Origin of the sequence: Porphyromonas sp. HMSC077F02, assembly GCF_001815465.1 — a bacterium.
Taxonomy (GTDB): Bacteria; Bacteroidota; Bacteroidia; order Bacteroidales; family Porphyromonadaceae; genus Porphyromonas_A; species Porphyromonas_A somerae.
In genome coordinates this window covers 1-26,197 of record NZ_KV820682.1, presented here as the reverse complement: position 1 = coordinate 26,197, position 26,197 = coordinate 1, and the positions used below count along the sequence as shown (strand labels likewise).

29 protein-coding genes and 1 tRNA gene are annotated in these 26,197 nt (G+C 52.1%); 28 read left to right on the top strand and 2 right to left on the bottom strand.

Annotation, left to right across the window (positions count from 1 at the left end):
* Complete coding sequence (locus tag HMPREF3027_RS07060; RefSeq protein WP_141756252.1) at window positions 1–375, top strand: hypothetical protein; 375 nt, start codon at window positions 1–3, stop codon at window positions 373–375.
* Between the two features lie 153 nt (window positions 376–528).
* On the opposite strand, the gene HMPREF3027_RS07055 is transcribed toward HMPREF3027_RS07060, so the two are convergent.
* A complete protein-coding gene (locus HMPREF3027_RS07055) occupies window positions 529–870 on the bottom strand; it encodes a helix-turn-helix domain-containing protein (protein WP_070707827.1) in 342 nt (113 codons plus the stop codon).
* Between the two features lie 214 nt (window positions 871–1,084).
* On the opposite strand from HMPREF3027_RS07055, the gene HMPREF3027_RS07050 reads away from it, so the two are divergent.
* The 27 genes from HMPREF3027_RS07050 (at window position 1,085) to HMPREF3027_RS06925 (ending at window position 25,182) form a co-directional block, all read left to right on the top strand.
* Window positions 1,085–1,336 (top strand): hypothetical protein, encoded by a 252-nt coding sequence (locus HMPREF3027_RS07050; RefSeq protein ID WP_070707799.1) that lies wholly within the window; start codon window positions 1,085–1,087, stop codon window positions 1,334–1,336.
* A gap of 38 nt (window positions 1,337–1,374) precedes the next feature.
* Window positions 1,375–1,698, top strand: a complete 324-nt coding sequence (locus HMPREF3027_RS07045) for an SH3 beta-barrel fold-containing protein (RefSeq protein WP_070707798.1) — start codon at window positions 1,375–1,377, stop codon at window positions 1,696–1,698.
* Between the two features lie 114 nt (window positions 1,699–1,812).
* Window positions 1,813–1,884: transfer RNA gene (locus HMPREF3027_RS07040), tRNA-Val, on the top strand.
* Between the two features lie 22 nt (window positions 1,885–1,906).
* Window positions 1,907–2,305: an ASCH domain-containing protein gene (locus tag HMPREF3027_RS07035; RefSeq protein ID WP_070707797.1), complete on the top strand. Its 399-nt coding sequence runs from the start codon at window positions 1,907–1,909 to the stop codon at window positions 2,303–2,305.
* Window positions 2,306–2,506: 201 nt separating this feature from the next.
* Window positions 2,507–3,184 (top strand): phosphoadenosine phosphosulfate reductase domain-containing protein, encoded by a 678-nt coding sequence (locus HMPREF3027_RS07030; RefSeq protein WP_070707796.1) that lies wholly within the window; start codon window positions 2,507–2,509, stop codon window positions 3,182–3,184.
* Complete coding sequence (locus HMPREF3027_RS07025) at window positions 3,168–3,932, top strand: ParB N-terminal domain-containing protein (protein WP_070707795.1); 765 nt, start codon at window positions 3,168–3,170, stop codon at window positions 3,930–3,932. Before HMPREF3027_RS07030 ends, HMPREF3027_RS07025 begins: the two co-directional genes overlap by 17 nt.
* Before the next feature lie 13 nt (window positions 3,933–3,945).
* Entirely contained in the window at window positions 3,946–4,476 is a 531-nt protein-coding gene (locus HMPREF3027_RS07020; protein ID WP_070707794.1) for a hypothetical protein, read from the top strand.
* Window positions 4,454–5,767: a PBSX family phage terminase large subunit gene (locus tag HMPREF3027_RS07015; RefSeq protein ID WP_246830557.1), complete on the top strand. Its 1,314-nt coding sequence runs from the start codon at window positions 4,454–4,456 to the stop codon at window positions 5,765–5,767. The genes HMPREF3027_RS07020 and HMPREF3027_RS07015 overlap by 23 nt, the downstream gene beginning before the upstream one ends.
* 20 nt (window positions 5,768–5,787) lie before the next feature.
* Window positions 5,788–6,972 carry a phage portal protein gene (locus tag HMPREF3027_RS07010; protein ID WP_070707793.1) on the top strand — a complete coding sequence of 395 codons (1,185 nt, stop codon included), beginning with the start codon at window positions 5,788–5,790 and terminating at the stop codon, window positions 6,970–6,972.
* Between the two features lie 225 nt (window positions 6,973–7,197).
* Window positions 7,198–7,869 (top strand): hypothetical protein, encoded by a 672-nt coding sequence (locus HMPREF3027_RS07005; protein ID WP_070707792.1) that lies wholly within the window; start codon window positions 7,198–7,200, stop codon window positions 7,867–7,869.
* Between the two features lie 7 nt (window positions 7,870–7,876).
* Entirely contained in the window at window positions 7,877–8,251 is a 375-nt protein-coding gene (locus tag HMPREF3027_RS07000) for a hypothetical protein (protein ID WP_210400687.1), read from the top strand.
* A 20-nt stretch (window positions 8,252–8,271) separates the two neighbouring features.
* Window positions 8,272–9,333 (top strand): hypothetical protein, encoded by a 1,062-nt coding sequence (locus HMPREF3027_RS06995; RefSeq protein WP_070707790.1) that lies wholly within the window; start codon window positions 8,272–8,274, stop codon window positions 9,331–9,333.
* A 6-nt stretch (window positions 9,334–9,339) separates the two neighbouring features.
* Window positions 9,340–9,663: a DUF6706 family protein gene (locus HMPREF3027_RS06990; RefSeq protein ID WP_070707789.1), complete on the top strand. Its 324-nt coding sequence runs from the start codon at window positions 9,340–9,342 to the stop codon at window positions 9,661–9,663.
* 11 nt (window positions 9,664–9,674) lie between these two features.
* Entirely contained in the window at window positions 9,675–10,025 is a 351-nt protein-coding gene (locus tag HMPREF3027_RS06985) for a hypothetical protein (protein WP_070707788.1), read from the top strand.
* A complete protein-coding gene (locus tag HMPREF3027_RS06980) occupies window positions 10,015–10,407 on the top strand; it encodes a hypothetical protein (RefSeq protein ID WP_070707787.1) in 393 nt (130 codons plus the stop codon). The genes HMPREF3027_RS06985 and HMPREF3027_RS06980 overlap by 11 nt, the downstream gene beginning before the upstream one ends.
* A 5-nt stretch (window positions 10,408–10,412) precedes the next feature.
* Window positions 10,413–10,835 carry a hypothetical protein gene (locus tag HMPREF3027_RS06975; RefSeq protein ID WP_141756251.1) on the top strand — a complete coding sequence of 141 codons (423 nt, stop codon included), beginning with the start codon at window positions 10,413–10,415 and terminating at the stop codon, window positions 10,833–10,835.
* Between the two features lie 8 nt (window positions 10,836–10,843).
* Entirely contained in the window at window positions 10,844–11,266 is a 423-nt protein-coding gene (locus tag HMPREF3027_RS06970; protein ID WP_070707785.1) for a hypothetical protein, read from the top strand.
* A 77-nt stretch (window positions 11,267–11,343) separates the two neighbouring features.
* Complete coding sequence (locus tag HMPREF3027_RS06965; RefSeq protein ID WP_141756250.1) at window positions 11,344–11,847, top strand: hypothetical protein; 504 nt, start codon at window positions 11,344–11,346, stop codon at window positions 11,845–11,847.
* Window positions 11,813–12,226 (top strand): hypothetical protein, encoded by a 414-nt coding sequence (locus HMPREF3027_RS06960; RefSeq protein ID WP_070707783.1) that lies wholly within the window; start codon window positions 11,813–11,815, stop codon window positions 12,224–12,226. Before HMPREF3027_RS06965 ends, HMPREF3027_RS06960 begins: the two co-directional genes overlap by 35 nt.
* Window positions 12,223–12,693: a hypothetical protein gene (locus HMPREF3027_RS06955; RefSeq protein ID WP_070707782.1), complete on the top strand. Its 471-nt coding sequence runs from the start codon at window positions 12,223–12,225 to the stop codon at window positions 12,691–12,693. Before HMPREF3027_RS06960 ends, HMPREF3027_RS06955 begins: the two co-directional genes overlap by 4 nt.
* On the top strand, window positions 12,690–13,136 hold the full coding sequence (locus HMPREF3027_RS06950; RefSeq protein WP_070707781.1) for a hypothetical protein: 447 nt from the start codon (window positions 12,690–12,692) through the stop codon (window positions 13,134–13,136). Before HMPREF3027_RS06955 ends, HMPREF3027_RS06950 begins: the two co-directional genes overlap by 4 nt.
* Window positions 13,133–13,327 (top strand): hypothetical protein, encoded by a 195-nt coding sequence (locus HMPREF3027_RS09540; RefSeq protein ID WP_141756249.1) that lies wholly within the window; start codon window positions 13,133–13,135, stop codon window positions 13,325–13,327. The genes HMPREF3027_RS06950 and HMPREF3027_RS09540 overlap by 4 nt, the downstream gene beginning before the upstream one ends.
* Before the next feature lie 17 nt (window positions 13,328–13,344).
* Window positions 13,345–17,490 carry a tape measure protein gene (locus tag HMPREF3027_RS06945; RefSeq protein ID WP_070707780.1) on the top strand — a complete coding sequence of 1,382 codons (4,146 nt, stop codon included), beginning with the start codon at window positions 13,345–13,347 and terminating at the stop codon, window positions 17,488–17,490.
* 7 nt (window positions 17,491–17,497) lie between these two features.
* Window positions 17,498–18,214: a hypothetical protein gene (locus HMPREF3027_RS06940; RefSeq protein ID WP_070707779.1), complete on the top strand. Its 717-nt coding sequence runs from the start codon at window positions 17,498–17,500 to the stop codon at window positions 18,212–18,214.
* Window positions 18,211–20,649, top strand: a complete 2,439-nt coding sequence (locus tag HMPREF3027_RS06935; RefSeq protein WP_070707778.1) for a hypothetical protein — start codon at window positions 18,211–18,213, stop codon at window positions 20,647–20,649. Before HMPREF3027_RS06940 ends, HMPREF3027_RS06935 begins: the two co-directional genes overlap by 4 nt.
* 10 nt (window positions 20,650–20,659) lie before the next feature.
* Window positions 20,660–23,395, top strand: coding sequence for a GA-like domain-containing protein (locus HMPREF3027_RS06930; RefSeq protein WP_070707777.1), 2,736 nt, complete (start codon window positions 20,660–20,662; stop codon window positions 23,393–23,395).
* Window positions 23,396–23,400: 5 nt separating this feature from the next.
* Window positions 23,401–25,182 carry a hypothetical protein gene (locus tag HMPREF3027_RS06925; protein ID WP_141756248.1) on the top strand — a complete coding sequence of 594 codons (1,782 nt, stop codon included), beginning with the start codon at window positions 23,401–23,403 and terminating at the stop codon, window positions 25,180–25,182.
* Between the two features lie 73 nt (window positions 25,183–25,255).
* Here HMPREF3027_RS06925 and HMPREF3027_RS06920 read toward each other — a convergent pair whose 3' ends face one another.
* Window positions 25,256–25,852, bottom strand: coding sequence for a hypothetical protein (locus HMPREF3027_RS06920; protein ID WP_141756247.1), 597 nt, complete (start codon window positions 25,850–25,852; stop codon window positions 25,256–25,258).
* Between the last annotated feature and the right edge of the window lie 345 nt (window positions 25,853–26,197).

Genomic DNA, 26,197 nt, shown 5'->3' with positions numbered 1-26,197 from the left:
ATGAAGTACAAAGAGCTGAAGAGACTAGAGAGCGAGCTTAATAGAGAGCTCGGCTTGCTCCTAGCTCCACCGCTCACCGACCTCCGAGAAATCAAATCTATTTGCCACCAAGTGCGAACAACGGATCTCCAGCCATTTGAGGAGAAGGAAGTATGCATCGCCGTAGTCCTCCGCCTCTACAGCCCCGAGAGCCTCCTCGCCACTAAGAGGGTGAAGCGAGGCATCACCCGAGAACTCTCCCAGGCGCTCCGGATCAACTACAGCTACACCAGCAACCTCACAGGAGAAGTACGCGTGCGGTACCAGCTGATCCACCCCTTCCTAGAGAAAGTAGATGAAACAGCCCTAGAGATATTAAAAGACAAAGCGAGATGAACAGACGAAGAAGCCCACTAAGAGGGCAGAAGCAGCCTATCCACCGATGCGGAGAGTGCCAGCACGCCTATGGACACCGCCGACCCTCCCAAGCCACAGGCGAAATGACTATGTGCCTCTGCCCGCACGTTGATAACGCCTCCCACTACATCCTTACCTGCCGACACTCCTGCCCGAAGTTTCAGCCGAAGTAGCTTCAGCCGTTGCCCGCTCCAGCTCCTCCACAATCCCCCGAAGCTCCTTCAGCGTCGTGGCTCTGTAGTGGGCTCCCTTGTGGTAGACCAGTGCCGTCAGCTCCTCGCCTATCACCTCATCACGAGTGGCGAACAGCTCCCACATGGGCACATTAAGCACTCTCGCAAATCGCTCGAGCGTGGGGTAGGAGGGGTTGCCGTTCACTAATTGATTAAGCCCCACACGGGTCATCTCCATTTTGTCCGCCAACTCCTGCTGTGTGTACCCTCTCTCTTTGATTAGTTCCTTTATTCTATTCATATCGTAAAAGTTTAGTTGCTCCGCAAAGATACACATATTATATATATGTAAAGCATATACAAACACTTAAAACAAACAAAGTAAGAAAAAGATATACTTTTATTTGGTAGTTGTAAATAATATTGTTATCTTTGTGGTGTCAAAAGATAAGAACAATATATACATTACTTATATACAGTGAAGGGCTAACACTTAAACACGAGCAACAAACGAGATGAAAGTGATGAGCAGCAGGCTAGAGAGCTACGGCTACTTTTTAAGAAAGGGCGACCACATTACAGAGGCTATAGAGAGGCACGACGAAGACAACATCAAATCATTGATAGCAAGCAAAAAAGGTTGTCTAAATGAAGCTATCGAGTCTCTTCAGTTTTACAAGAGCATGAAAGATGAAGAAAAGGTTGCTTCACTAACAGGCCAAATACAGCTACTAAAACGACAGATCAAAAGACTAGAGAATAGATAGAGAGTATTTACTAATCACACAAACGAGACTAAAAGAGTATGAGCAAGACAAACAGAATTCGCCTGAGCGAGGTTATGAGCAAGGCGTGGTACCTTTTCAGAACGTACGGTACAACCTTCAGCAACGCACTTAAAAGGGCGTGGGCGTGGTTTAAGTTGAGAACACAGATGCAAGCAGGGGTGGTAGAGTTTTGGTTCACCAAGTCCGACGGCACGCAGAGGCAAGCCTTTGGCACCTTAAGAAGTGATCTCATCGGTGAGGTAAAGGGCGGCGAGCGTAAGCACTATGAGCACCTACAGACCTATTGGGACACAGAAAAGCAGGATTTTAGATGCTTCAAGCTGATTAACCTTGCCATTTAGTGACTAAAAGACTACATTTGATAGTACAAATCCAAACTAAGTAACATAGTTTATATTCAAAAACAAAAAGAGCTATCCCGCGTCGCTATTTGTTACCTACATTTGTAGAGCGACAGCGGGGTAGAGCAGGGGTAGCTTACCACTTTGACTTGGTGGAGGTCACTGGTTCGAGTCCAGTCCCCGCAACTATTAAACAGAAGAAAAGAGTATGAAAGTATTAACACTCAGTCTCAAGCAGCAGTACTTTGATGAAATCGTAGCAGGTACAAAGACGCACGAATACCGCGAGATACGGCCAAAGACAGCCAACAGGTACATTCAGTATGTCGACGCAAACGGTAAAGTATATGCAGGCAACAAAGGCAATGATATCCCAGAGGATATCGACTTTGACGCAGAGCCAATCCAGTACGACGCCATTAAATTTCTCACAGGTGCCTACTCAGGCAAACGCCCCTACATCATCGTAGAGGTGAAGGACGCACAAATTGTCTACATCGTAGATGAAGATAACAACCCCAAAACATTCGATTACGAGGGCGAAGAGTATCTCGAGGCAGAGATAGACTACACCCTTGGCGAGATTATAGAGAGAAGCAATTACTAGTATTTTATAACCCTTTAATTTTCAAGACGAGTCAAGAACAGAGGACAATTAACAGTTAACGCTACCTCAGGCTATAGAGGTGGCAGGCAGGCTGCATCAACAAGCAGTGGCGGTAAGCTAGGCCGAAACGGCAAGTACATCACACGAAACCAAAGGTATCGCGACTTGCGTATCGCCTTCGGACTAAGTGCAGGCTAAGCCATGGGAAAGATCGCCCAAGCCAATAGGAGCATCGACCTCATCTGTGCAAAAACAGATGAGGTGATGCTCTTTAATAGCATGGGCAAAGATAGCCTCGTACTGCTCGACCTCATCTACCCAAAGTTTAAGCGTATCGTCTGCGTCTTCATGTACTTTGTAGAGGGGCTGGACCACATAGAGAGATATATCAAATGGTGCCAAGCGAGATACCCACGAATAGAGATGGTGCAAGTGCCACACTGGAACCTCACCTACATACTCCGTTCGGGTACCTACTGCGTCCCCAACCCAAAAGTGAAGCTCATGAAGTTACGCGACGTGGTAGAGGTGATGCAGGTACGCACGGGTCTGCACTACGCATTCCTAGGCATGAAGAAGGCCGATGGCATGAACCGTCGCCTCATGCTCAACGGCTATCAATCTAATGGCTATGAAAATCAAGGGCTAGTCTATCCACTTGCCGACTGGACACAGCGGGATATACTAGCCTACATGCGACAAAAGAAGCTCCCTCAGCCCATACGCTACTCGCACAACGCAAGCGGTGGCATAGGGTTCAACCTCGAGTGCTTCCTCTGGATGCGCGACAACGCACCCCAAGATCTCCAAAAGGTCCTACAAGCATTCCCGATGAGTGAGCGGATCCTATTTGAATACGACCATGAGCGACAAGAATAAGTACTTTACCAGTAGCTCCGTAGAGCTACAGCGGTCACAAATCAAGCCGGCAGGCTACAACCCCCGCACCATCACACAAGAGGGGAGGAAAGCCCTCAAGAAGTCCATCCGCCTCTACGGCGTGGTCGGAGGTATCGTCGTGAATAAGCGGACAGGCTACACCATCGTGGGCGGACACCAAAAGGTATCCGTCCTCGATGAGCTCCAGAAGTACAACCCCGAGACACACGAAAACGACTACTCCCTCCGAGTAGAGCTCATCGACGTCGACGAGAAGAAAGAAAAGGAGCTCAACATCACCCTCAACAACCCCAACGTCGGGGGAGATTGGGACTACGATGCCCTCCGCGAGCTCATTCCAAGCATCGACTACCAAGACGTCGGCTTCACCGAGATAGACCTCAACCTCATTGGGTGCGACTACCTCCTTCAGACCGACATCGAAGCCACCACTGCCGACGCCCTCTCCGATATGCTCGTCCCCGTGCAAGAGGCGCGAGAGGCAGAGAAAGCCGAGCGAAGAGAGGAGCAGAAAAGCGAAGCCGAGCGAATTGCCCACATGAAGGCAGTTAAGCAGCAGGTGAGGGCAGAGGCCGAGGAGAAAGCCAAGGACATGAACGCCTACGTCATGCTTTCCTTTGACACCTTCAAAGCCAAAAGCGACTTCTGCAACCGCTTCGGTTACGACCCCTACCTCAACATCATCAAGGGCGAGGTATTCAGCGACCAAGTGGAGCGAGTAGATTAACACCAGTAGCACCATGCAAGAGAAGAGGAGAGCCACCATAGACCAAGAGAAGCTAGAGAGAATATCCGAGGAGAGCAAGCAAAAGGGACGCCACTCCAGAGCCCGGATCATACCCCCTACGCTAGAGGATTTCGAAAAAGTAGCACGCGACACCAAAGGACGCATCGGCATGATTGCCGAGGTCTTCAGCGTCTCTCCCGACACCATCTACAAGTGGCGCAACGAAGAGAAAGGGTTTCGCGAGGCTCTCAACACACCTCGAGAAATCATGATGGACAAGCTAGAGACCACCACAGAGCTCCTCGCACTAGGTATCCCAGATATTGACCCAGAGACCAAGCAGTTCAGAGGGTGGATAGTGCAACCCAGCGAGCAAGCCTTGTTCCGCCTCATGAAGGTTTATGGCATGCACCGAGGGTTCGGCGACAACCCCCAAGAGGTCAATATCAACCTCAAGGAGGGCAGCATCCCTATCCAAAAGTGGCTATCCCTCAATACCGAGGCACCACAGCAAACGGGAGATGAAGGCGATACCGACGCCTAGCCCCTCCCGCTCTATGCCCACACCCATACACAGCGTATACGAGCCCCTCTACCTCAATGATGATAAGTTCATCGTGCTTATCACGGGAGGCCGTGGCAGTGGGAAATCGTACGAGGTCTCCCGCTACATCGAGCGACTCACCTTCGAGCAAGGGCAGAAGATCCTTTTCAGTCGCTACACCATGACCAGTGCCGATAAGTCCATTATCCCCGAGGTACTGGAGAAGATCCAAGGCGACGGCACCGCCGAGTACTTCAATATCAAGCAGGACCGCATACAGAACCTCCGCACACAGTCCGAAATCATCTTCATGGGTATCAAAGCCTCCAGCGGTAACCAAACCGCGAAGCTCAAGAGTATCCAAGGACTCTCCACCTTCGTCGTCGATGAGGCGGAGGAGTGGGTCAGCCCCGACGAGTATGAGAAGCTCGTCCTCTCCCTCCGTCAGAAAGGGGTTAAGAACACCGTCATCATCGTGATGAACCCCTCCGACACCTCCCACTTCATCTACCAAAAGTATCTCAAGGATACCCACCGCATCGTAGACTACCTAGGCGTGCCCGTGCAGATAAGCACCCACCCCCAGGTGCTGCACATACACACCACCTACCAAGACAACCTCCGCAACCTCGCACCCGAGTTCATCTCCACCGTCGAAGAGCTCCGCGAAACCAACCCCGAGAAGTTCGCACACGTCGTAGCAGGGCAGTGGAGCAACCAAAAGAAAGGCCTCATCTTCCCACACTACGAGGTTATCGACGAGCTACCACACTTCCTAAGCCAGAGGGGCATCGGGCTAGATTTTGGGTACACTAACGACCCCTCCGCCGCCGTCCGCTGTGGCGTCCACGGCAACGACCTCTACCTCGACGAGCTATTCTACAAGCGAGGCATGGGGTATCAAGACCTCATCGACGCACTCCAGCAAGCCACCGAGTACGACGACCTCTTCGTCTTCGCCGATAGTGCAGAGCCCCGAGAGATAGCCGAGATTTACAAAGGGAGCCGAGCCAAAGGCAAAGGTATCAACATCTTCCCCGTGAAGAAAGGAGCCGGCAGTATCCTCGCAGGGATACAGAAGATGCAAGACCTCAACATCAAGGTTACCCGTCGCAGTAAGAACCTCCGCTACGAGCTAGAGAACTACAGCTGGGAGCTAGACCCCTTTGGCGAGCCAACCAATAAGCCCGTTGGCAAAGATGACCACGCCATAGACGCTACCCGCTACTACGTCTGGGGGCAGCTCTTCGGGCAGAGGAAGGTAGAGCGACAGTGCTGGACCGGCATATAATCACATAAAATTAGAGACCAATGGACATCAAGAAAGCATACAGCAGCTACAACGCAAGGAAATACGAAGAGTACCGCCGTCAGTGGGAGTGGCAGAAGCACGACGTCTTTGACGAGAGCATCCGCCCCCGCGATAAGGTGATGGTGCGAGACGAGCGCTGGGAGGATGGCAAGCTCATCCCCGCCATCCTCAAGGATATGGAGGTCAATCGCATCGCCTACCCCATGGAGCAAGACATCGTGCAGAAGCACACCACCTTCACCGTTGGCCGTGAGCCACTCCTCGACTGCACCCCCACCACGCCTGCAGAGAGGCAGATGCTACAGCTCCTCACCGAGGTAGGCCACGATACCAAACTAAAGTACCACAACCGCCGAGTAGTCACCTCCTGGCTCTCCGAGTGCATGGTAGCCGAGTACTGGTGGGTAGACAGAGATGCCAAGGAGCTAAGGGTAGAGCTTTGGAGCCCCTTCAGAGGCGATAAGCTCGTACCAGAGAAAGACGGTACCGGCAAACTCATCGGCTTCTACCGCTTCTACTCCACCCGCGACCCTCAGGGTAGAGAGGTCGAGTGGGCTAGCTACATCACCCCTACCGACGTGCAGGGCTTCCGCCTAGAGCGGGGTGAGTGGGTACCAGCAGAGGATAAGAGCTTCCCCCACGGCTTCAGCAAGCTACCCATTATCTATATGGATCGCCCCGAGCCACTCTGCCACAAGATTAGCACCATACGCGATCGCATCGAGAAAGTCTGGAGCAACTCCGCCGACTGCAACGACTACCACTACGCCCCCAAGCAAATCATCTCAGGCGATATAGAGGTAGTCAACACCAACCCCACAGGGCGAAATAAGACCATCAAGCTACAGAATGGAGGAGATGTCAAGATGCTCACATGGAACCAAAGCCCCCAGATGGTCACCACCGAGGTAGAGAAGCTCGAGGAGACCGCCTACCAGATCATGAACACCCCACGCCTCTCCCCCAAGGAGATGTCCAGCACAGGCGCCACCAGTGGCGAAGCCTTCAAGTACGTCTTTGCCGGCATACGCCTAGCCGTAGAGAGCCACGAGGAGCAGGTAGGCGAGTACCTACAGCGACGCCTTAACTTCCTCCTCCACGCACTAGCCACCCTCCACCCCGAGGTAAAGGAGGCCGAGGGCATGCACATATCCCCACAGCTAGTCCCCTACAGCATAGAGTAAAGATACATACACGTCTTTAATACACTTTCTTTCATAGTTTAGGTAATAAGTTGTTCATGAAGCACTGCGAAGAGATTTCGTGGTGCTTTTTCGTGTCCGTGCCACTCCAATCAAAAGTAAGGGGTTTAGTTTAGGTTGCAAAGCCCAACCTGCTCCCATTGATACTACATTGTCCGTTACTTTTGTGTTAGGTAAATCAATTATCACAAAAGCACGACAAAGGAAATGCTAAAAGAAAAGATCAAGGTCGCACTAAAACAGAAGTACACCGATACTGGGTTAGGCGATGACGTAATGGACGGGGTGGCAGAGATCCTCTCTCACAACGTCAAGGAGGAGGCAGAGATTGATACAGCTGTGGCAGACTGCGAAGGGCTCCTACGGACGGTGCAAGGGTCGCTCGATAAAGAGCGAAACGCACGCTCAAGCGCAGAGAAGCGAGCAAAGGCACTCGCCGACGAAGCAAAGCAACCGCCAAAGGAGCCAGCACCAAAGCCAGGAGAGACTAGCACCACGGGAGCCACCGAGCCCCCTAGCGAGCTAAGCGAGATGCGGACACTCATTGCCGCACTCACCAAGCAGGTCACAGAGCTAACCGAAGCCAATACGCAGAAGTCCAAGCTGGAGCAATTAACCACCGCCCTCAAAGAAATTAAGGTTCCCGAAGCTTATTACAAACCAATCATCAGCGGACGCACCTTCCCAGAGGACTTCGACGTAGCTACCTACGCTACAGAGGTTCAGACAGGGTGGCAAGCGATGGAAAAGGAGCTAGCAAGCAAGCGGTTTGACGGTGTCAACCCACCCGATAAGGGCGACCCCGACACTCAGAAAAGCGATGACCCCCTAGCAAAGCTAATTAAGCAAGGAACAGACGAAATCACCAACAAACAGTAAGACAAGTATGATGAAAATCACGTACAACAAAGACACCGCACAAGGTGCCAAGGAGATTTGGAGGGAGGACACCGTCCGCGTTGATAGCGGAGGTTACAACCTAGACACCACTGGTCTCACAGACGGGAGCACCGTAGACAAGGGCACCCCACTAGTGGTAGACTTTGAGAAGCGTACCGCCAAGGTCGCAAAGGGAGCAGACGAATCAAAGACCAACCGACTACTTTACGCAGGCGTAAAGGTAGAGAGTGGAGCCACCATTACAGCGGTGAACGCAGCCGACGAGGTGCGGGCAGAGATTATTCCACTCAGTGACGCAGTCGTAAAGGCATTGCAAGCGAATGGGAGGTTCCTTTTTCTAAAGAACCCAGCCTCAGTTTAACCACAAAATAGCGTAACGATATGAACTATACAATAAACGATATCCTAGGCTCCCCACAAATCATAGGAGCCGTTATAGACCGCGTAAAAGCGGTGCAGAACGACCAGCCATTCTGGAGACACTACCTCTCCTTCCGTGAGACCAATAGCGACATCTTCGCCACCGCTTACGGAGCCAAGTCCGCAGTTCGCATGGGTAGCGTCATCGACGCCTACGCAGAGAAGCCGATCCGCAACCGCCAAGGGCTAGTGGAGGGCACTCTTCGAGTAGCTAACCTCGGCGACCGCTTCCAGATGGACAACGCTCGCCTAGAGCAGATGCAGACACTTATCGACCGCCTCAACCGAAGCGGTATGGACGCTGAGAGCGTGCGCGAGGTTACCGACTTCCTAGTAGACGACTTCAATGAGCTAGTATTGGCTCCTGAGAAGCGTATGGACAAGGTCATTTCCGACCTTATGCTTAACGGCACAGCGAGTATCACACTCAAGGACAACCCACAAGGTGTGCAGGTGCTAGACCTTGAGATACCAACCAACAAGGAGGAGGCGAAGACCACCGATAAGGGCAAGCTCTTCACTCTCCTACAGAAACTAGCCACCAAGTATCGCCGTTACCGTTACCGCGAGGTGTTGATGAGTAACGAGACCTTCGCCAAGTACTTCATGCTCTCCGATGAGTTCAAAGCACTCTTCAAGCAGAAGCTAGGCACCAATGAAGCAACCGTAACTGGGCTCCTTACTATTGACATGCTATCCGCTCTCTTTGAGAGCTTCGGACTTCCAAAGGTGCGTGTGGTTTCGCAGTTTGTGCGGACGCTCACCGATGAGGATATTCCAATGCTTGAGGAAGGTAAGATCGCCTTTGTCCCTGAGGGCAACCTCGGATATATGCGGTGGAAGCGTACCTACGAGTCTGGCGACCGTGTCCCTGGCAAGGTCTACACAGAGTCGGAGGGTGGCGTCCTAGTCGCAACGGAGCGTACCAATAAGGGCCGCTTTATGGAGTACGAGTGCAAGTGGGTGCCAGAGATTACACAGGCTCGCGCCATCGTAAATATCGACCTCACAAAAGCAATCTAGTAAGGTATGACCGTCAAGGAGTTCATAGAGAGCAAGTATCGCAGCCTAGGCGGTATGGTTCCCACTCACGAGGTGGAGACAGTGGTTATAGCGAGCAAGCTAGACCCAGACGCTCCCCTCACGAGTGAGACACTCGCCACCGCAGAGCGTGCATTTGTAAAGCGCATTCCAGAGGTGCTTTTGCAACCGACTAGCATCAGCGAGTTGGGGGTATCCATCTCCAGAGCAGGGCAAGACGCCCTCCGCCTTTACTACCGCACGAAGTGCCGTGAGCTTGGTATTGAAAACCTCCTAGATGGTGCGGACAGACCAAAGGTTACCATTTACTAATCACTCATACAATGTTAGTACCTAACGCACAAATAAAGCTCTCCCACAAGGTTGGAGATGACACCCCCGACGAATATGGGGTGCCAACCTCCTCTCTTGAGTGGTCGGAGCCCATCACGTGCCAAAAGCAGGCGGTGCGTGATGACGTGCGGGGAAGGTACTCAGATGGTCACTTTCGCCAGTCGCTCTACCGCGTGCACCTACCGATTGCAGATGCTCCAGTGTGGATAGAAGAGAGTACACAAGCAGAGCTATTCACGGACGGAGGTAAGTCGCTAGGTGGGTACAGCGTGCAGAGCGTGGCGAAGGCCTATCTGCTAGATCATTACGAGATAGAGTTAGGAGAGCCGTATGGAGTTTAGTGAGTTTGCACAGAGCTTCAAGGAAGAGGTGAGGCAGGACCAGCTAGAGTGGCTCATTCTAGTAGGCGAGGAGGCTTACGAAATGGCAGTCAACTCAAGGACGTTCCATGACCAAACCGGGTGTCTCATTAGTTCAATCGGATATGCAGTGGTTAGAGATGGCGAGATACAGCACGAGGGAGGTTTTAACGTGGTGCTTAACGGCGAGGAAGGTAGGAAGAGGGGCAAGAAGCTGATCGAAGAGATGATGCCAAGCAAAGGCACTAGCCTCATCTTCGTAGCAGGAGAGCATTACGCCACCTTCGTAGAAGCTAAAGGGTACGACGTGAACACCGCAGGAGAGTTAATCATTGACAAACTGATGGCAGAATGGCAAAGGTAAGCCAAATGATAAGAGGGGATTTCAAGACGAGTGAAGAGGTCGAAAGCGACATCTACACGGCCGTGAAGGAGTATCTAGCAGGCAAAATCAAGGGATACACCTACCGCCGTGACGTAAGACCGACAAGCAGGGGTGACAAAGAGGATGCAGTTGTATCCTTTCTCTCTGGGTTAGACGGTCAAGTACAGACGGGGGTGGTTGTGGTCAATGTTTATGTGCCTAACGAGAGGAAGGGAGACCATTACTCCGTTAAGAATGTAGCTCGCTCCACAGCAGTGTCAAGGACACTCCTCAATATGCTAAAAGAGATGAGAATAAGCGGGTACGACCTAAGGACAGAACGCACCGTGCAGACGGAAGAGGATAACGGGGCCACACGAGTGACGCTCCGTATCAAGTATAAGTATAACGCATTAATTGATAGATAGCAAATATTATGGCAACAGTAAAAGGAACAGCGTGGGGAGAGCTAGAGTTTAAGCTCGGCAAGGGTCCCACTGGAGTTGTAAAAGAGGGTAGCTACAGCCTTGAGTACCAAGAGGGCAACACTAAAGAGTGGAAGGCCATCAGCGGACGTGTTGTAGATAAGCGACAGATGCAGGGCTCCATTCGTGTTAGCTACGAAATAAAGGGTATTGAGGCAGGCGCATTCAAGTCGGTGCTAGAGGGAGAGACCACCCTTGTGATATCCCCAAAGGATAAGATTGGAGAGGTTATCAACTTCAAGAAGGGCACCGTGTCAGTAGCTCCCGTCTTCACTGAGGACGGCGGATACGGCACGAAGGTGACCTACAATGCGATTGCGGAGGATGACGGCTCTCTATTCACCGTCAGCGACGCAAGTACCACCAATGTGTGATTAGAAAGCGAAACGAACTAACCAAGGGGGCGGGTAAGGAGTAAATCCCTCCCGCCCCGTTTTTATCTACAGAGTATATGTGGAACGTAATAGATCAGATAAGAGCGGGTATAGTTGCTATTTGGGCGGTTATTATGGCGGCTCTTGCTCCTACGGCTAATGCCCTTATGCTGTTGGTACTCTTTGCCGTGGTGAATGCATTTGTAGGGTATCAGAGCAATTATATCACCAAGCGGGAGCGGTTTAGCCTATCCAAGTTTGGGCGGGCAGCGATTCAGCTAATGATGTATATGGGGCTGGTGGTGCTCCTGCACCTTGCCTTTTACCTCTTTGGGGAAGTCGATAAGTCGCTCTTCGCCATCAAGGTGGTTTCGTGGATAGCGGTTTGGGGCTACACAGTGAAGATACTGCAGAACTGTCTGCAGATTGCCCCCAACACACGGGGACTGAAGCTCCTCTACTACGTGCTAGCGGTGAAGTTTATCGGCAAACTCCTTCGCGAGCTAGGGATAGAGGTCGATGATAACGAGATTAAGCAGATAAGAGATGAAGAAGAGCCTACCAAGGGGACTGAGGAATAACAACCCCCTCAACATACGACGTACCAACGACCGCTGGAGAGGGTTAGCGCCCACGCAGAGCGACCCCACCTTTTGCCAATTCACAGCCCCTGAATGGGGTGTGCGTGCCGCCATTGTGATTTTGCGGAACTACCAAAGGAGGTATCACTTGCATACCCTTACCGAGATTATCCACAGGTACGCACCCACCAACGAAAACAATACAGAACGGTACATAGAGCGGGTGAGCGCGAGAGCCAAGATACAGAGGAATGCACCCCTAGACCTCGCTAATCGTGACCTCGTTTACCGCCTCATTGAAGCGATGTGGCTAGTGGAGTGTGGCGTGCCTGGCGACCCAACCGCCATTAATAAGGGGCTGGACCTCGCAGGGTTATGAAGAGGAGAAAACCAACGGACGGACAGATAGCCACCCTGTATGCCATTGTGGCTTTGGCCGTCTGTGCCGTCGCCGCCGTTTTGCTTGCTTTCCTTTGTGCAGGGTGCCGACCCGCAAAAGAGGTGGTGCAGAGCCACACCGCCACCATACAGCAGGGGGTGAAGTTGGAGCGGGATAGCATTCGCTTACCCTACCAACGCCACACCGCTCGCTGGTTTCTACCTACTGGAGCCCTAGAGCGTGAAGAGGTATCGGAGCGAGGAGAGCTAGTGCAGGTGGTGGAGCGGTTGCAAGATACCCTTTACATTGTGCAAAGAGACACGATTAGAGAGGTGACTACACCGCCACCACCACCAACCGCCACCACCCTACCCGCGCGCATCAATGCGACCCTTTGGGGCGTGGTGATTGGTGCCACCTTAGTGGCAATCATTATAGGAGTGATTAAACTACGCAGATTATTATGAAGCTATTTAAGAGAGCAGAGTCGGAGATTGTACGAGTGGTAGAGAGTATCGCCCGAGCCCCTATCAAGGCAAAGCTCGGAGGGGTGGAGCTGGAGGTGCCTCGCCCCTCTGTCCGCACGTCGCTACAGGTAGAAGCCATCTTCACGAAGCTCACGCCCCACACGGAGGAGGGGGTGAGCATCTTGGAGATGATACAGACCCTACAGCAGGCCGACGCCCTTACAGAGGCGGCGGTTCTCCTCCTCACCGATGGAGAGGGTAGCCCCTCACTTCGGAAGGCACTCGCCAAGAAGTGCACCCCTACGGAGATAGCCAACTTCGTGCTGGAGGTGCTGACCGCAGAGGGGGAGGTAGAGGGTTTTTTCGTCTTTACCACTTTCCTAAGCCACCGGCAAAGCCGACTAGCCCCGACGAGGGAAGTGGAGACTCCTTCTGGGGAGTGATAGCGAGTGTCGCTAGCTACTACCACCTCACACCGAATTATATCCTCGATGAGATGACCATGGAGGATCTGGTGATGTACGCCCGCGTGATCCCCTCCTTTGAGAGCAAGAGCGACACCCCTGCACCAACTGAGACCCGAGAGGCAAGTAGTATTGGCGACTTTGCCCGAATGATACAAGCACAGCAATAGTAGAGATAGAGAGAGAGATGGCACACAAATCATACAGTATTGACCTAGACGATAGGGAGTTCCTACGGAAGCTCCAAAGCCTCACGGAGATGACGGCCCGCACCGAGCAGATGATACAGCAGCATCTGAAGATAAAGGCAGATATTGAGCTTCCCCGCAACCCATTTGGGGGCTTCCAATTCCCGCCAACCGCTTTTAAGCTCCCAGAGATTAACACTCAGAAGAGCAGTGAGGCGGTAGATGAACTGAAGAGGAAGATGGAGGAGCTGACAGAGGGCGTAAAGGAAGGTGCAAGAGCAAATGATACTATCTCCGTGAGCTTTGACCAACTCTACAGGAAGCTGACAAGGCTCCTCACTGGTGGGGCAGTCGCTGGGTTTGTGAATAAGCTAGTGAACGTGCGTGGTGAGTTCCAACAGCTGGAGATAGCCTTTGGTACGATGCTAAAGAGTGCCGACAAGGCTCAGGGACTCATCACACAACTGGCCGACACCGCTGCAAAGACCCCTTTTGACCTCCAAGGGGTGACGCAAGGGGCGAAGCAACTCCTCGCCTACGGGGTGGCAGCGGAGGATATCAATGATAAGCTCCTGATGCTGGGGGATATCGCCTCGGGGCTCTCCCTCCCACTTGGTGACCTCGTTTACCTCTACGGTACTACGATGACGCAAGGGCGCGTCTACACCCGTGATATGATCCAGTTTATGGGGCGTGGTATTCCTTTGGCGGAAGAGCTGGCGAAGCAGTTTGGCGTCACCAAGGACAAGGTCTCTGAGCTGGTCTCCGCTGGCAAGGTGGGTGCCAAGGAGTTTGAGCAGGCGATGCAGAGTATGCGTACCAACCGCTTTAATAACCTTATGGAGGAGCAAAGTAAGTCGCTCACGGGTCAGATTTCCAATATCGAGGACGCCATTCAGATAATGTACAATGAGATTGGGCGTTCCAGTGAGGGTATGCTCAATAAGGGACTAGAGGGCGTCTCCTTCCTTGTAGAGCACTATAAGGAGGTGGGCAAGGCGCTCGGCACCCTTATCATCACATTTGGGGCGGCCAAGGCGGCAGTGGCTCTCTACTCTGTAGTGATCGGAATGCACGCAAAAGGAATTATTGGGTTCATCACCGCCACGAGAAAAGCAACGGCTGTGCAGGCCGCTTTCAACACCTCCCTATTGAGCAACCCGATTGTAGCACTCGTTGGAGCGGTGATAGGTTTGGTCGCTGCCTACGCTATACTTCGGGATCGCACCACCGAGGTGGAGAAAGCTCAGGGGCGTCTGAATGAAGCTAACGCACAGGCAAAGGCCGACGCCGAAGAGGCTAAGGAGAAGGCGATGGCAGCGGTGCAGACGATGAAGAGCGAGTCCTCCACCCTTATGGAGCTTTACGACGCACGCACTCAGCTCAACGACCTCTTCCCCGAGATATTCAAGAATATGAGCGATGAGGAGATTAAGCTGATGACCGCTACTCAGCTCACCAAGGAGCTCACGAAGGCCAATGAAGACCTACTGCTCTCCAAGAAGAAGGCTCACCTAGATGAACTGAGGGAGCAGAAGAAAAATATCGTGGTGGTTGACCAAGGTAGTGCAATGCGACTGAGCAAGCTAGAAGCAGATATCAAGGTAGCCGAAGCGGATATTGCCAAGGAGGAGCGGAAGCTAGCCACCGCCCGAATGACCACCGCCGATAAGCGAGCACTGCAAGAGAAGGAGGTGAACAGACTACTCCAGGAGCGGGAGAAGCTGGTAGCAGAAACAAACCTCAAGGGCTACACTGACTTCATGGACGTGGATAAGATGCAGAAGCTAGACCGCAGTATCAAGACAGCCAAGGAGACGTTGACCGGCTTTGATAAAGAGGTGAAGAAAGCTACCTTCAGTGGAGAGGTGGATAGTGCTAGAGCCAGGGTAAAGGGGCTAGAGGAAGACCTCCGCAAGCTCCGCAAGGGTGATTGGAAACTAGAGGAGGGGCAGACCTTTGCGACACTCATCGAGGAGAAAACAAAGGAACTCAACTCCGCTAAGTCGGCACTGAATGGACTCCTCGGCACCTCCACTACTGGCGACTCCAAGGCGAAGAAGCTAACGGAGGAGGCAGCACGCCTACGCAAGTCTTTTGAGGAGAGCGTACACAAGCAGGTAGAGAGCGGGGCGGACAGCCTTCGGCAGTCGGCTATCTCGGGCCTATCGGGTATGGAGCTGATAGAAGCTCAGTACCAAATAGCACTCGACAACGTCAATAAGAGCAAGCAGGAGTACATCATCAAGCACAAGGCGACGCAAGAGCAGGCAAACGCCCTATTTTACGACCTAGAGGCGCAGGCAGGGGAGAAGTATGCACAGGATAAGGATAAGTACTACAAGAGCCTACTGGAGAAGTACGCCACCTATGAGCAACAGCGACGGACGGCAATGGAGGAAGCAGAAAAAGAGATTGCGGTACTTCGTGAGCGTGGCGACGAGGGGAATATTAAGGAGGTGGAGGAGAAGCAGAAGACCGCCCTAGAGGCGATCGACCTTCAGTTTGCAATGCGTAGCGATGAGTTCCAAGAGTGGCTAGATAAGGTGGCAGATATGTCGCTGGACGCCCTTATTCAGAAGCTCGCAGAGGCTCAGGCCGCCCTTGAGGTGCTAGAGACTGGCACCGATATTAGCCCTGAGGAGCTAGCCGTAAAGCGTGCGGAGGTGGTGAAGCTGATAGAGGCGGTTAAGAAAGCGAAGAGGGAGGCAAGCAAGGGTGGCACCAGTCGTAGCTTTAAGGAGTGGCAAGACCTCCATAAGACGCTCACTGACCTAACAGGTGGATTTGACAAACTCGGGCAGTCGGTGGGTGGTACGCTCGGGAGCATCATACAAGAGGCAGGCGGGCTCTCCACCTCTGTAATCGGTATGATTGACGGCATTATGACCTTTGCTAATACCTCTGTGAAGGGAGTGAAGACGGCAACCACTGGGACGCAGAAGGCACTTAAAACACTGGAGGCGGGCACAGTTATCCTCTCTATCATCAGCTCTGCTATCTCTATTATGCAGAGGGTAGCCAAGTGGTTCTCAAAGAATACGGAGCTAAGTGAGGAGCAGAAGCAGGCGTACCAGTCGCTCATCAACTCCACCCGTGAGTTGGCTCGTGCTAACCTAGAGCTAATGCGGTCCCTCTCCCCCGACAAGGTGGGTGAGGCGTACAAAAAGACGCTCTCCCTCCTCAAGCAGGGGCAGAAGGAGACCTACGAGATGATGAGTAAGTGGATGTCAAGTGGTGCAAAGGACGGCTTCCTCGGCATCGGTGCCAAGTCTTCGCACGGCTTCTACGTGGTGGCTAGACTGAAAGAAGAGGCGGAGTTGCTGAAGAAGACGCTCGGCCGGGATATATTCCAAGGAGAGCATAAAGGCTTCTTCTTCAGTGGAAGTTTCAACGCCTTTGAGAACCTCAAGAAGCTATCTATTGAGGAGATAGAGAAGCTCAAGCAGTCGCCCAAGCTATGGGGAGCCCTCGGTAAGGAGATGCAGGACTACTACTCTAATATCCTAGAGATGCAGAAGCAGATAGCAGATGCGGAGAAGGAGCGAAAGGATGCCATTACGGGCACCTCGCTAGATGCGGTAACGAGTGACGCACTCGAGTGGATTAGCAACCTAGATGATGCGATGAAGTCGCCTGCGGAGACGTTTGAAAAGACGATGCAGAATGCGATTAAGCGGATTATCAAGAATAAGTATCTCGTGAAGGAGATGCAGAAGTGGTATGATGACTTCGCCAAGGCAGGCGAGGACGGCACCTACACGGAGGCGGAGATAGAAGCCCTTCGCCAAAGCTACTACAGCACCACGGAGGCGGTACGGAAGAAGTATGAGGCAATGGCGAAGGCAATTGGCAGTGACGCTCTCTCCACTGAGGATAGCCGACACGCAGAGGCGAAGGGCATTGCCCAAGCGTCGCAGGAGAGTGTAGATGAGAATAACGCCCTCCTCAATCTGCAGGTACAGATGGTGGATAAGCTCTCCAAAAACTTTGACACCTACTCCGCCACGCTCCTAAGTCTGCAGGCGAAAGGGTGGCAAGAGGTGCGGGCGATCCGTTCACTCACTGAGCAGGTGGAGAGCCACACACGTAGCATTGATACCAACATTAAGGACGTGGTGACGAACGGGTTAACGATGAAGTAAGGGAGGTATGGCAATCAAGATGACAATCAACGGAATAGACGTAGAGGTGAAGCAGGGGTCGCTTGCTTCGCTTTTCACCCCTCCGAAGCCCAAGAAACGGCTCGTGAATGAATGGGGCGACGCCCCTACAGAGGTGGATACCACTGAGCCACTCTATCCCAGTAGTAAGGAGGTAGAGGTGATCATTGGGCTAGACCCTACGCAGGTGACAGGGCTGTGGGCTTCGCTACTCAGTAAAGAGGTGGCAGAGGTGCAGTTCCTCGGCAGGGTGGTCCCCCTTCGCGTCACCAATGCCACTCGGGAGGAGTTCAGCGAAGCTCTTACGGAGGTGCGCCTCTCGGGCGTGCTGGACACCCCTAAGGTGGTGCTATCTAAGACGCCAACGACGCTATCGGAAGCACTCCTTGAGGGGTCGCAGCTCGCAGGTGGCACGGTGGTAATTAAGCCGGGAGCCTCGGAAGAAGTAACGGGTATGGTGGGCGGTCTCTATGTAACGACTGGGGCGGTAGTGCAGGGGCGGAGCTCTCGCTCTCTAAAGCTCTTAATCAAGGCAAAGGGGGCGGAGCTATGGGGAGCGTACGACCGACTGGTATCGGTGCTTTTTGCCCCTAAGACGCTGGTGGACGGTGTGGAGATGGAGTATCAATCGGGCGGTACCTCTGCCCTTGAGCTGTATGGTGATACATTTTATTGGGAGGTGGACTTAAACTTTTTGACGTTATGAAGATATATAACCCTAATGGTAAGCTGTGGCGAGAGGTGGTCGCCCTGGATAGCTCTTTTTGTGAGGAGACGTTGGAGCGGTTCAACCGCATCTCTCTTGACTTTGTATTGGCGGAGGAGGTATTGGTACCTGAACTCTGCTACGTGACGTGGCGAGGGGAGCGGTATTCGCTCTTCTCTACCCCTAAGGTAGTGAAGGTAAGCACACGGGAGTACCGCTATACGCTTAACCTCGAGGGTCGTCACTTGGAGCTGGATCGGGTGCTAGTAAAGGACAAGCTGGGGCGGACGAAGTTCGTCTTTACGGGTCGGACGGACCAGTATGCAGAGCTTATATCGGACTGCCTCCCTAGCTGGAAGGTGGGTGCCTGCACCACTGGCGACGCCACTCGGGTGATTGCATTCAATAACACCTCGCTCCTGGAGGCGTGCCGTATGGTGGCCTCTAAGTTTGAAACGGAGGTGCAGTTGACGGACGGGGCTATCTCCTTCGGCAGGGTGGAGCGGTACAAGTCGGATCCGCTCTTGCTTGCCTATCGCAATGGACTGAAAAAGGATATCACGGTGGAGCCAGACCCCAAGGAGACGGCAATCGGTCGGCTCTATGTGGTGGGTGGTGACCGCAACATTGACCCTGCGAAGTATGGCGGGCACCAACTGCATCTCCTTAAGAATGGCAAGGTGTCGGTGGGCGGTCACTCCTTTACTGCGGACGCTGAAGGGCGGTACATCTCGCTTGAAGGGGACACACGGCTCAACACTTCGGAGCGTGCCTTTGACGCTACCTCGGTCTATCCTAAGCGGGTCGGCACGGTGAGCAAGGTGGAGCAGGTGGGCGAAGAGTGGGACGTCCTAGACAGTAGCAATACAATTGACTATGGTCAGCACCGAGTGGGAGGGGACACAATGCGACTGGAGTTCCAAAGCGGTCGCCTGGCGGGGCGCACATTTGACCTCGCCACGAAGGAGGATAAGCTAGTCGGCTATGTACACAGTGAGAAGCGGTTCAAGCTGGTGCGTAAGGAGATTGACGGTGTGTTGATGCCTGAGCCTACCACCTTCTACCCTGCTGTGGGGGATAAGTATGCTATCTTTGGCTGCTCGCTCCCTGATGAGTACATCACAAGTGCCGAGGGTGAGATGCTACTGAGAGGTGCGGAGTACATGGCGGAGCGTTTGGAGCCACGCCTGCAGTATCGTGCGGAGCTGGATGGGCTTTGGGCGAAGAAGAATTGGGGTACGGTGGCTCATAAGCTGGTGGTCGGCACGATTGTGAGACTGGAGGGCGCCTCTAGTGAGGTGCGGATTAGCTCGGTACGGACGTCACTGAACAGCCCATACACCCCTCGCATCACCTTTTCCAATGCCCCCTATATGGTGGGCTCGCTAGCTACTCAGATCGCTACCCTTGAAAATGCAGAGGTGCGACAGCGTGAGGAGCTGCGGGCGGGGCTGGTGAAGCTCCAAGACCGCACCTACAAAGACACTGAAGCGGTGCGGGAGATGGTGGAGAAGCTAAAGGTGGAGGGGTTTAGTAAGGCACTTAAGCCCGAGACGTTGCAGACGATGTATGCGGTGATTGGCTCACCTGCCTTGCAGTTTGAGTTTGTGGGTGGTGGCTTTAGTTGGACAGAGGGTAAGGGCGGTGCCGTGACGATACCAAAGCAAACGATACGTCAGAGAGTGGCAGGCACGACCCTAGAGCCAGAGCCAAAGACGGTGGAGACCACGATACCGGCACTCACTTACACCCTAAAGCCAGACGAACAGCAGGCGCATATTTATGTGGAGCTAAAGCCAACTCCGAGGTATGTCGTTAGCACAAAGCCACTACAGATCACCCCCGACCGCTTGCTTGTGGGGTTGCTGAATGGTGGGGAGGGGAGCCGTGACTTTACGCCGTTGTATGGCTTTACGGAGATAAGCCCCTCGCATATTGCAACTAGGTACATACGCTCACGGAGCGGTAATATGCTCATCGACCTAGAGACTGGCGATATCTATAGCGACAAGATTACATTTAAGCGCCCCGACGGAAGCAAGGCAAATGTCGGTGAAGCGATTAAGGAGGTGGAGGATAAGATACCAGCGATTTGGGAGGTGCAAATCATTAATCTAAATGAGGGGGCACCGATGTATGTAGATGAGAAAGCGAAAAATCCGAAACTCCGTGCGGTGTCGCTAACGGTGCGGTATCTCCGAAATCGCGAAGATGTGTCGGTGGTGATGGCTAAGAGCCAAAGGAGGCTATACGCGTGGGGACGCAAAAGCCCGCTCGGCTATGACGATAAGGGGGTAACCGATGAGGAGTGGAGCGAAGCGAATGCAAGTAGAGATGTGGTGACGCTCACTTCTGATGATGTGATGTGGGTGGCGAATGTCTTTACGGAGTTCGACCCGCAGGTTTTAGAAGAGGAGTATAATAATCTTAAATAAGTAGAGAGCAATGGCAAAGCAAAGAGTTAATGTCGCAATTCTGGACCGTGTGGACGGTATGCCCGCAATGATACTGGCTAATGGCAATTGGGGCCAGTGGAGCAATGAACTTAAAAAGTATGTAGATACTGGGGTGCGGAGTTACCCTGAGGACGACGCGAATAATATTAAGTATTTCAAGCTTACAAACACGAGTGAGACGCCACAGGCACCAACACAAACGGGTGGATGGGCATCGCTGGAGGGGTTGAACAAAGCCCTTAAAGAGACAGGTTGGAGTGAGGACCCTAAGAGCGTGAGCGAGACCGCAAGATTCCAATGGATGGCGGTTTACGCAAAGGAGAATATTCCACAGCCTGATGCCGATACTGGAGTGATGAAGTTTGTGCCACGTTATACCTATAGTGTGACGGGGTTATTCAACAACTTTGCACCCTCCCCAACCGTTAGCTTTGACCCCGAAAAGCAGGTGATAACGATTACCAACCCCAACGGCTCCTCGGTGGCGGTGAAGATACCGACCCCCGAAGCGGTTAAGGCGTTATCGGATATGGTGGCGGGACTTAAAAAGCAGGTGGATAAGGCGGTTTATAGCTATGAGGGGAGCGGGGCACCGACAATGGACGGCACGATTGTCAAGGATTGGTTGGAGGGAGACAATGGGAAGCCTATCACCGACGACAAAACGAAGGCGGATATCTTTTCCACGCACGTGGGGGATGCTTACTTTGATAAGGAGGGTAACACTGCTTATCGCTTTACTTTGCGAACGGGTGGAGACCCGAGCAACCCCGCCGATTATGGCTGGGAGGTGGTAAAAGATAACGCCCTATCATCGGCAATCGCTAAGATAGCCGAAATGGAGGGGGAGACGGTCAAGATTTGGACGGAGACCCCCGCCAATGGTGACAGCTATAAGGTGGGGGATATTCTCATTTACAAACAGGGCACGGAGTGGAGGTACAAGCATTGTATCAAAGCCAACACGCCACCGCAGTATCTGTACAGTGACACTGACTGGGTGGAGCCGTATGCCACGGTAGCAGAGGTTAAGGAGTTAAGGGAGAAGCTAGGAGTATTGTCTAGTGACTTGCAGGCGGCGACGGACAATATCGCAGACCTAAAAAAGGAGACGGAGGATATCAAGGGGAAGTGGATTGAGAGCATCAAGGACGGCATCATATCAGAACAGGAGCGAGCAAACCTCAATGACACTAGCAAGAGAATTGATGAGGAGCAAGCACAGCTACAAAGCAACGTGGATTACATTCTTGGAAGCCCTTATTTTTCGGATAAGGAGGGTTTCAAAGCGACTGCTGATGCGGTGATAGCTAGTGGCACTGGGAGCATTGACAAACTACAAAAAGCTATCGCTGATGCTATTGCGGATAGCAAAATAACAAAGGCGGAGAGAGAGGTGGTCACGCAAGCATTTGCTCTCTATGACACCACGCGGGAAGCTTTGCTAAAAGCTATCAAAGATGCGAAGTCGGAGATTGATAAGCAGATACCAGCGAGTGTGCAAGTGGGAGGTCGCAACCTAGCATCAAAGGGGAGGGTGCTAAAGGCTTACATCAAGGGAGATGGGAATGTTAGATTTTACCACGATGGCTCAATTTGCTACTATACTCCTATAACCTCTGGTGACTATACGATTCAGATTTTCCCAAGCCCAGAGGAGACCTCGCCTTTGTTTAGGTACTCTATTTCTCAAATCAAGGCGATTCCAACGGATAATTCGGAGATACCAGCACGTACTTTTAACACAAGAGTGCAGGGTACAACGATTAAGATTAAAGCGGTGGAGGGTGATACATTTCTTTTCATCCAAGTCGGTGCTTCGTGGCGTGGATTGGATGGTAAGATTAAAATAGAGAGAGGGACGACACCCACTGACTGGACACCTGCTCCAGAGGATGTACAGGCGGAAATAGAAGCCGTGGAGCGTGGCTATCAAAAGCTGATAGAAAGGGTGGACGTGGAGTTTGCCATTTCCAACTCAAGGAATACCGCCCCAACGAGTGGGTGGCAGACGAACGCACCGACACCAGCTAGGGGTCAAGCCCTTTGGCAACGCACGAAAGTGTATCTCAAGGACGGCACAGAGGAGGTGCGAGGGGTCACTTGCATTCAAGGCAAGGACGGCCTAGACGGCAAGGACGGAGCTAAAGGCGGTGACGGAAAGGACGGCAGAGGGATTGCAAAGATAGTAGAGCTGTACTATCTATCATCATCTAACACCACCCTAGCTAGTGGAGCGTGGTCAGAGACGGCACCGACGCCAAAGGAGGGTTATTGGATTTGGACTAAGACCCGCATTCACTACACGACTGGAGGGCAGATTGAAACGAACCCTATTTGTGTGACTGGGGATAAGGGAGAAAAAGGCAACAAAGGGGAAAATGGAGATGACGCCCTTACCGTTAGCCTTAATCGTCAAGGGAGTTTCCGCACCACTTACCGAGTGATTGGAGACAATGGGGAGGTGCTAGACCAGCCTAGAGCCGTGCAGACGGTGGAGGGTGGAGTGAATGGTAAGGTGGTGGTGACCGCCACTATCCGCAAGGGGGTCACGGACGTGACGGAGCGAGCAAGAGCCAATGGGGGTGACTTCCGCTGGTTGCTCAATGGCACGCAGATAGCAAGTGGAACTAGCAAGTTGGAGCTGGGAGTTGGCGAACACGTGGACGGGGTCGCTGATGATATTGAGTTTTCCTATGATGATACAAACGCAAAAGATTGGTAATTGATATGGCAGTTAGGAGTGTAAACATTCAGATTAACGACATCGCAACGCCACCCCCAACGATTAGCAAGGAGGGGAATTGGCTACTCTATGACGGGGAGAAGTGGGTAGATACTGGCATCAGAGCGGAGGGCAAGGACGCCGACCCGAAGCTAATTGAGGAGATACAAACGGGGCTAAGTGACGCAACCAAGGTTATTGAAAAACTAGACAAAGCACAGCAAGCCCTTAAAAATGGACTTTTTGATAACGGGGACGTGAAGAGCATTCAGTACCTATTGGATAGCCTACAGAATGGCTCCACAACGCCCGCTGGTGGTTTGCTACTCACGAATGATATTATCCTTTCCGACCCTAACACCAAGGACGTCACAGCGATGATTAGTGGCACGCAGACCGAGGGAGCCAAGGTGATGCGACTGGGGATTAACTACACGTGCGACAAGGACAAAAAGACAACCGTGAGCGGAGCAAATGCCAAGTGGGGGGTTAATCTCCTTGCGGAGCTACAAGCCATTGAAAAGCCCGACGACAGCAAGCGTAAAATAAAGCTTAATGAGCTGGGGTTTGCGATTGTGGGTGGTAGGAACCTAGACTGGACTCGCTGGGAGGTGTGCAAGCGTGCAGACCTAAAGCAAGTTGGGGAAGCCACCGCTTTTAATAACAATGGCGTGGGTCACATTGGCGAGCTATTCTTCAATGGCAACTATATCGGGTTTGGTGATGCCCTCAATAGCTATATGCAGGTGGGAGGTAAGGCACGCACCGAGAGCGATATGGTGAATGCGTCTACGGAGATGAAAGATATTGATTTGGACTTTCAAACCAAAGGAGGGCGAGCCACTGAAAGCGAGACGAGACGCACATTCGTAAGTATGGCGACGATGGACGCAGGCAATAGAGAGGTGAAGTTTTTCGTGACTGTATATGCCGAGGCGGAGGCGGGCGTTAGAGAAATAGAGCTACCAAACGGAAGCTGGAGATATTTTGGAGCAAGCGCTAGTGTAAATGCACATATTGAGATTGAGCACAAGAGAAATGGCACAATCTTAAACACAATGAAGTCTGGTGACCTTTATGTTAAAGCGGAGACAACCACCTCGTCCTCATACAATCCTCAGCATTCGCAGATGCCATTTGACAGGAAGTCCGGCTCAAAGGTAATGGAACTCACAGCCACGCAGGCGAGTGTACAAAAGGAAGATGTCTTTGAGATTTATCTTGTCGCAGACTACAGCACTACCTCCACTAATGGGTCAATGTTAGCAGAGGTGCAAAGAGTGCGGTCTATTTACCCAAAAGACACTTCCAAGCCCGAGGTGCGTATCACACAAGACAAGACGAGTTTCTTCTATGGTCGCTCGAAGTATATGCTCCTCAATTACGACAACCTCATCGCTAAGATTGTCGGAGATGTGCTGATGCAAGGGAACCTAACGGTCAAGGGCACCATTACCGCGGATAGCTACCAAGGCAACGGAATGCCGTTAGCTGGGGCAACGTTTGATAGCAGTGGTAGAGAGGTGAGGGGATTAGGCAGGTATAAAAACAAGAGTAGCTATTCCTATGCTAGTGCAGCATACAGCTACAGCACCAAGAGCTTTACGGTGTATCACTCCATACCGCACGATAGGTATATACCACTTGTAAATGCTTTTAACGACCCCGCAAGTCCTGTGGTGTCTGATGTGAGTGCCTACTCATTCAAGGTGAGATTTACTTTGCAGTCGGAGCGATACAACGGGTGGGCAGTGGGATTTAGCTACATAGCTTTCCAAGCGGAGTAAATAAAAAAAAGGGGGGGGGGGGTAGCCATTATCGGTTACCCCCCCCCCTTTGGTTTATCTGAATGGTGGTGAGTTACTGCTTACCCTCCTTTTGAAGTGCCTCCCACATTTCTAAGTTAATCGGAGTGGCGGTATATGCGTCTTGGAATAGCTTATAGACCTTATCATAATTGCCAGCGGCGTATTCCTTACGTATTTCTTTCTCGGCACGCTCCATTACCTCATTTGGGATATAGCCAACTACATTGTCCTCGGGAAGCATATTACCGTCCTTATCTAGCTTATTTGGTGCTAATATGCGCACGTCACGTAACGTTATAAAGTACTCATTAAGTGTACCGTCTGCGTGGATTACCTGCTCGCCCCACATTTTGATACGCTCATTCTCCAAGTCTTTCTGCTCGGGTAGAATGCTGATGTTGCTATTCTTTTTGCCGTCTGGGTGTGTAAACAAAAACATTCCAGCCTGCTCCACTATTTCTCTAGGGGTCAAAAGCCCGTCCTTGTTGTCAGTTGCTCGTACGTCCATACTTTTAAGGTTTCCATTTTTCACATTGATGTAGAGCATTGCGCCCTGCTCCAGCTTTCCATTTGGCTTGTCTTTGCCATTGCACGCGGTCAAAGCCATTACCACAGCCAATACCGCCATAAGTCTCAAAATCGTTTTCATTGTCGTATTCTCTAAAGTGTTAATATCCGTTCGTCACAAAGGTACTAAATTAAGGGGAGAGATAAAAGAAGTCCAAGGGCTGGCACCTCCACTATGTCACCTTTTAGCAAAGGAGGAGGTGTCAAGGGATGGGAATAGAGATGTCGTTACAACTCGAAAAGTACGAGAGTTAGGGCGGAGTTAGGGCGAAAAGTAGGGCAAAAACAGCCGTGGGACACACCCTATAATGCAGAAAAGCACGTTAAATTGGGTTAAAAACAGCTTGAACCACCCCCTTTAATGGTTAAGATGAAGGTTTTGAAGTCGTGGAGCATATTAGTGATGAGCATTGGGTATCAGGCGATT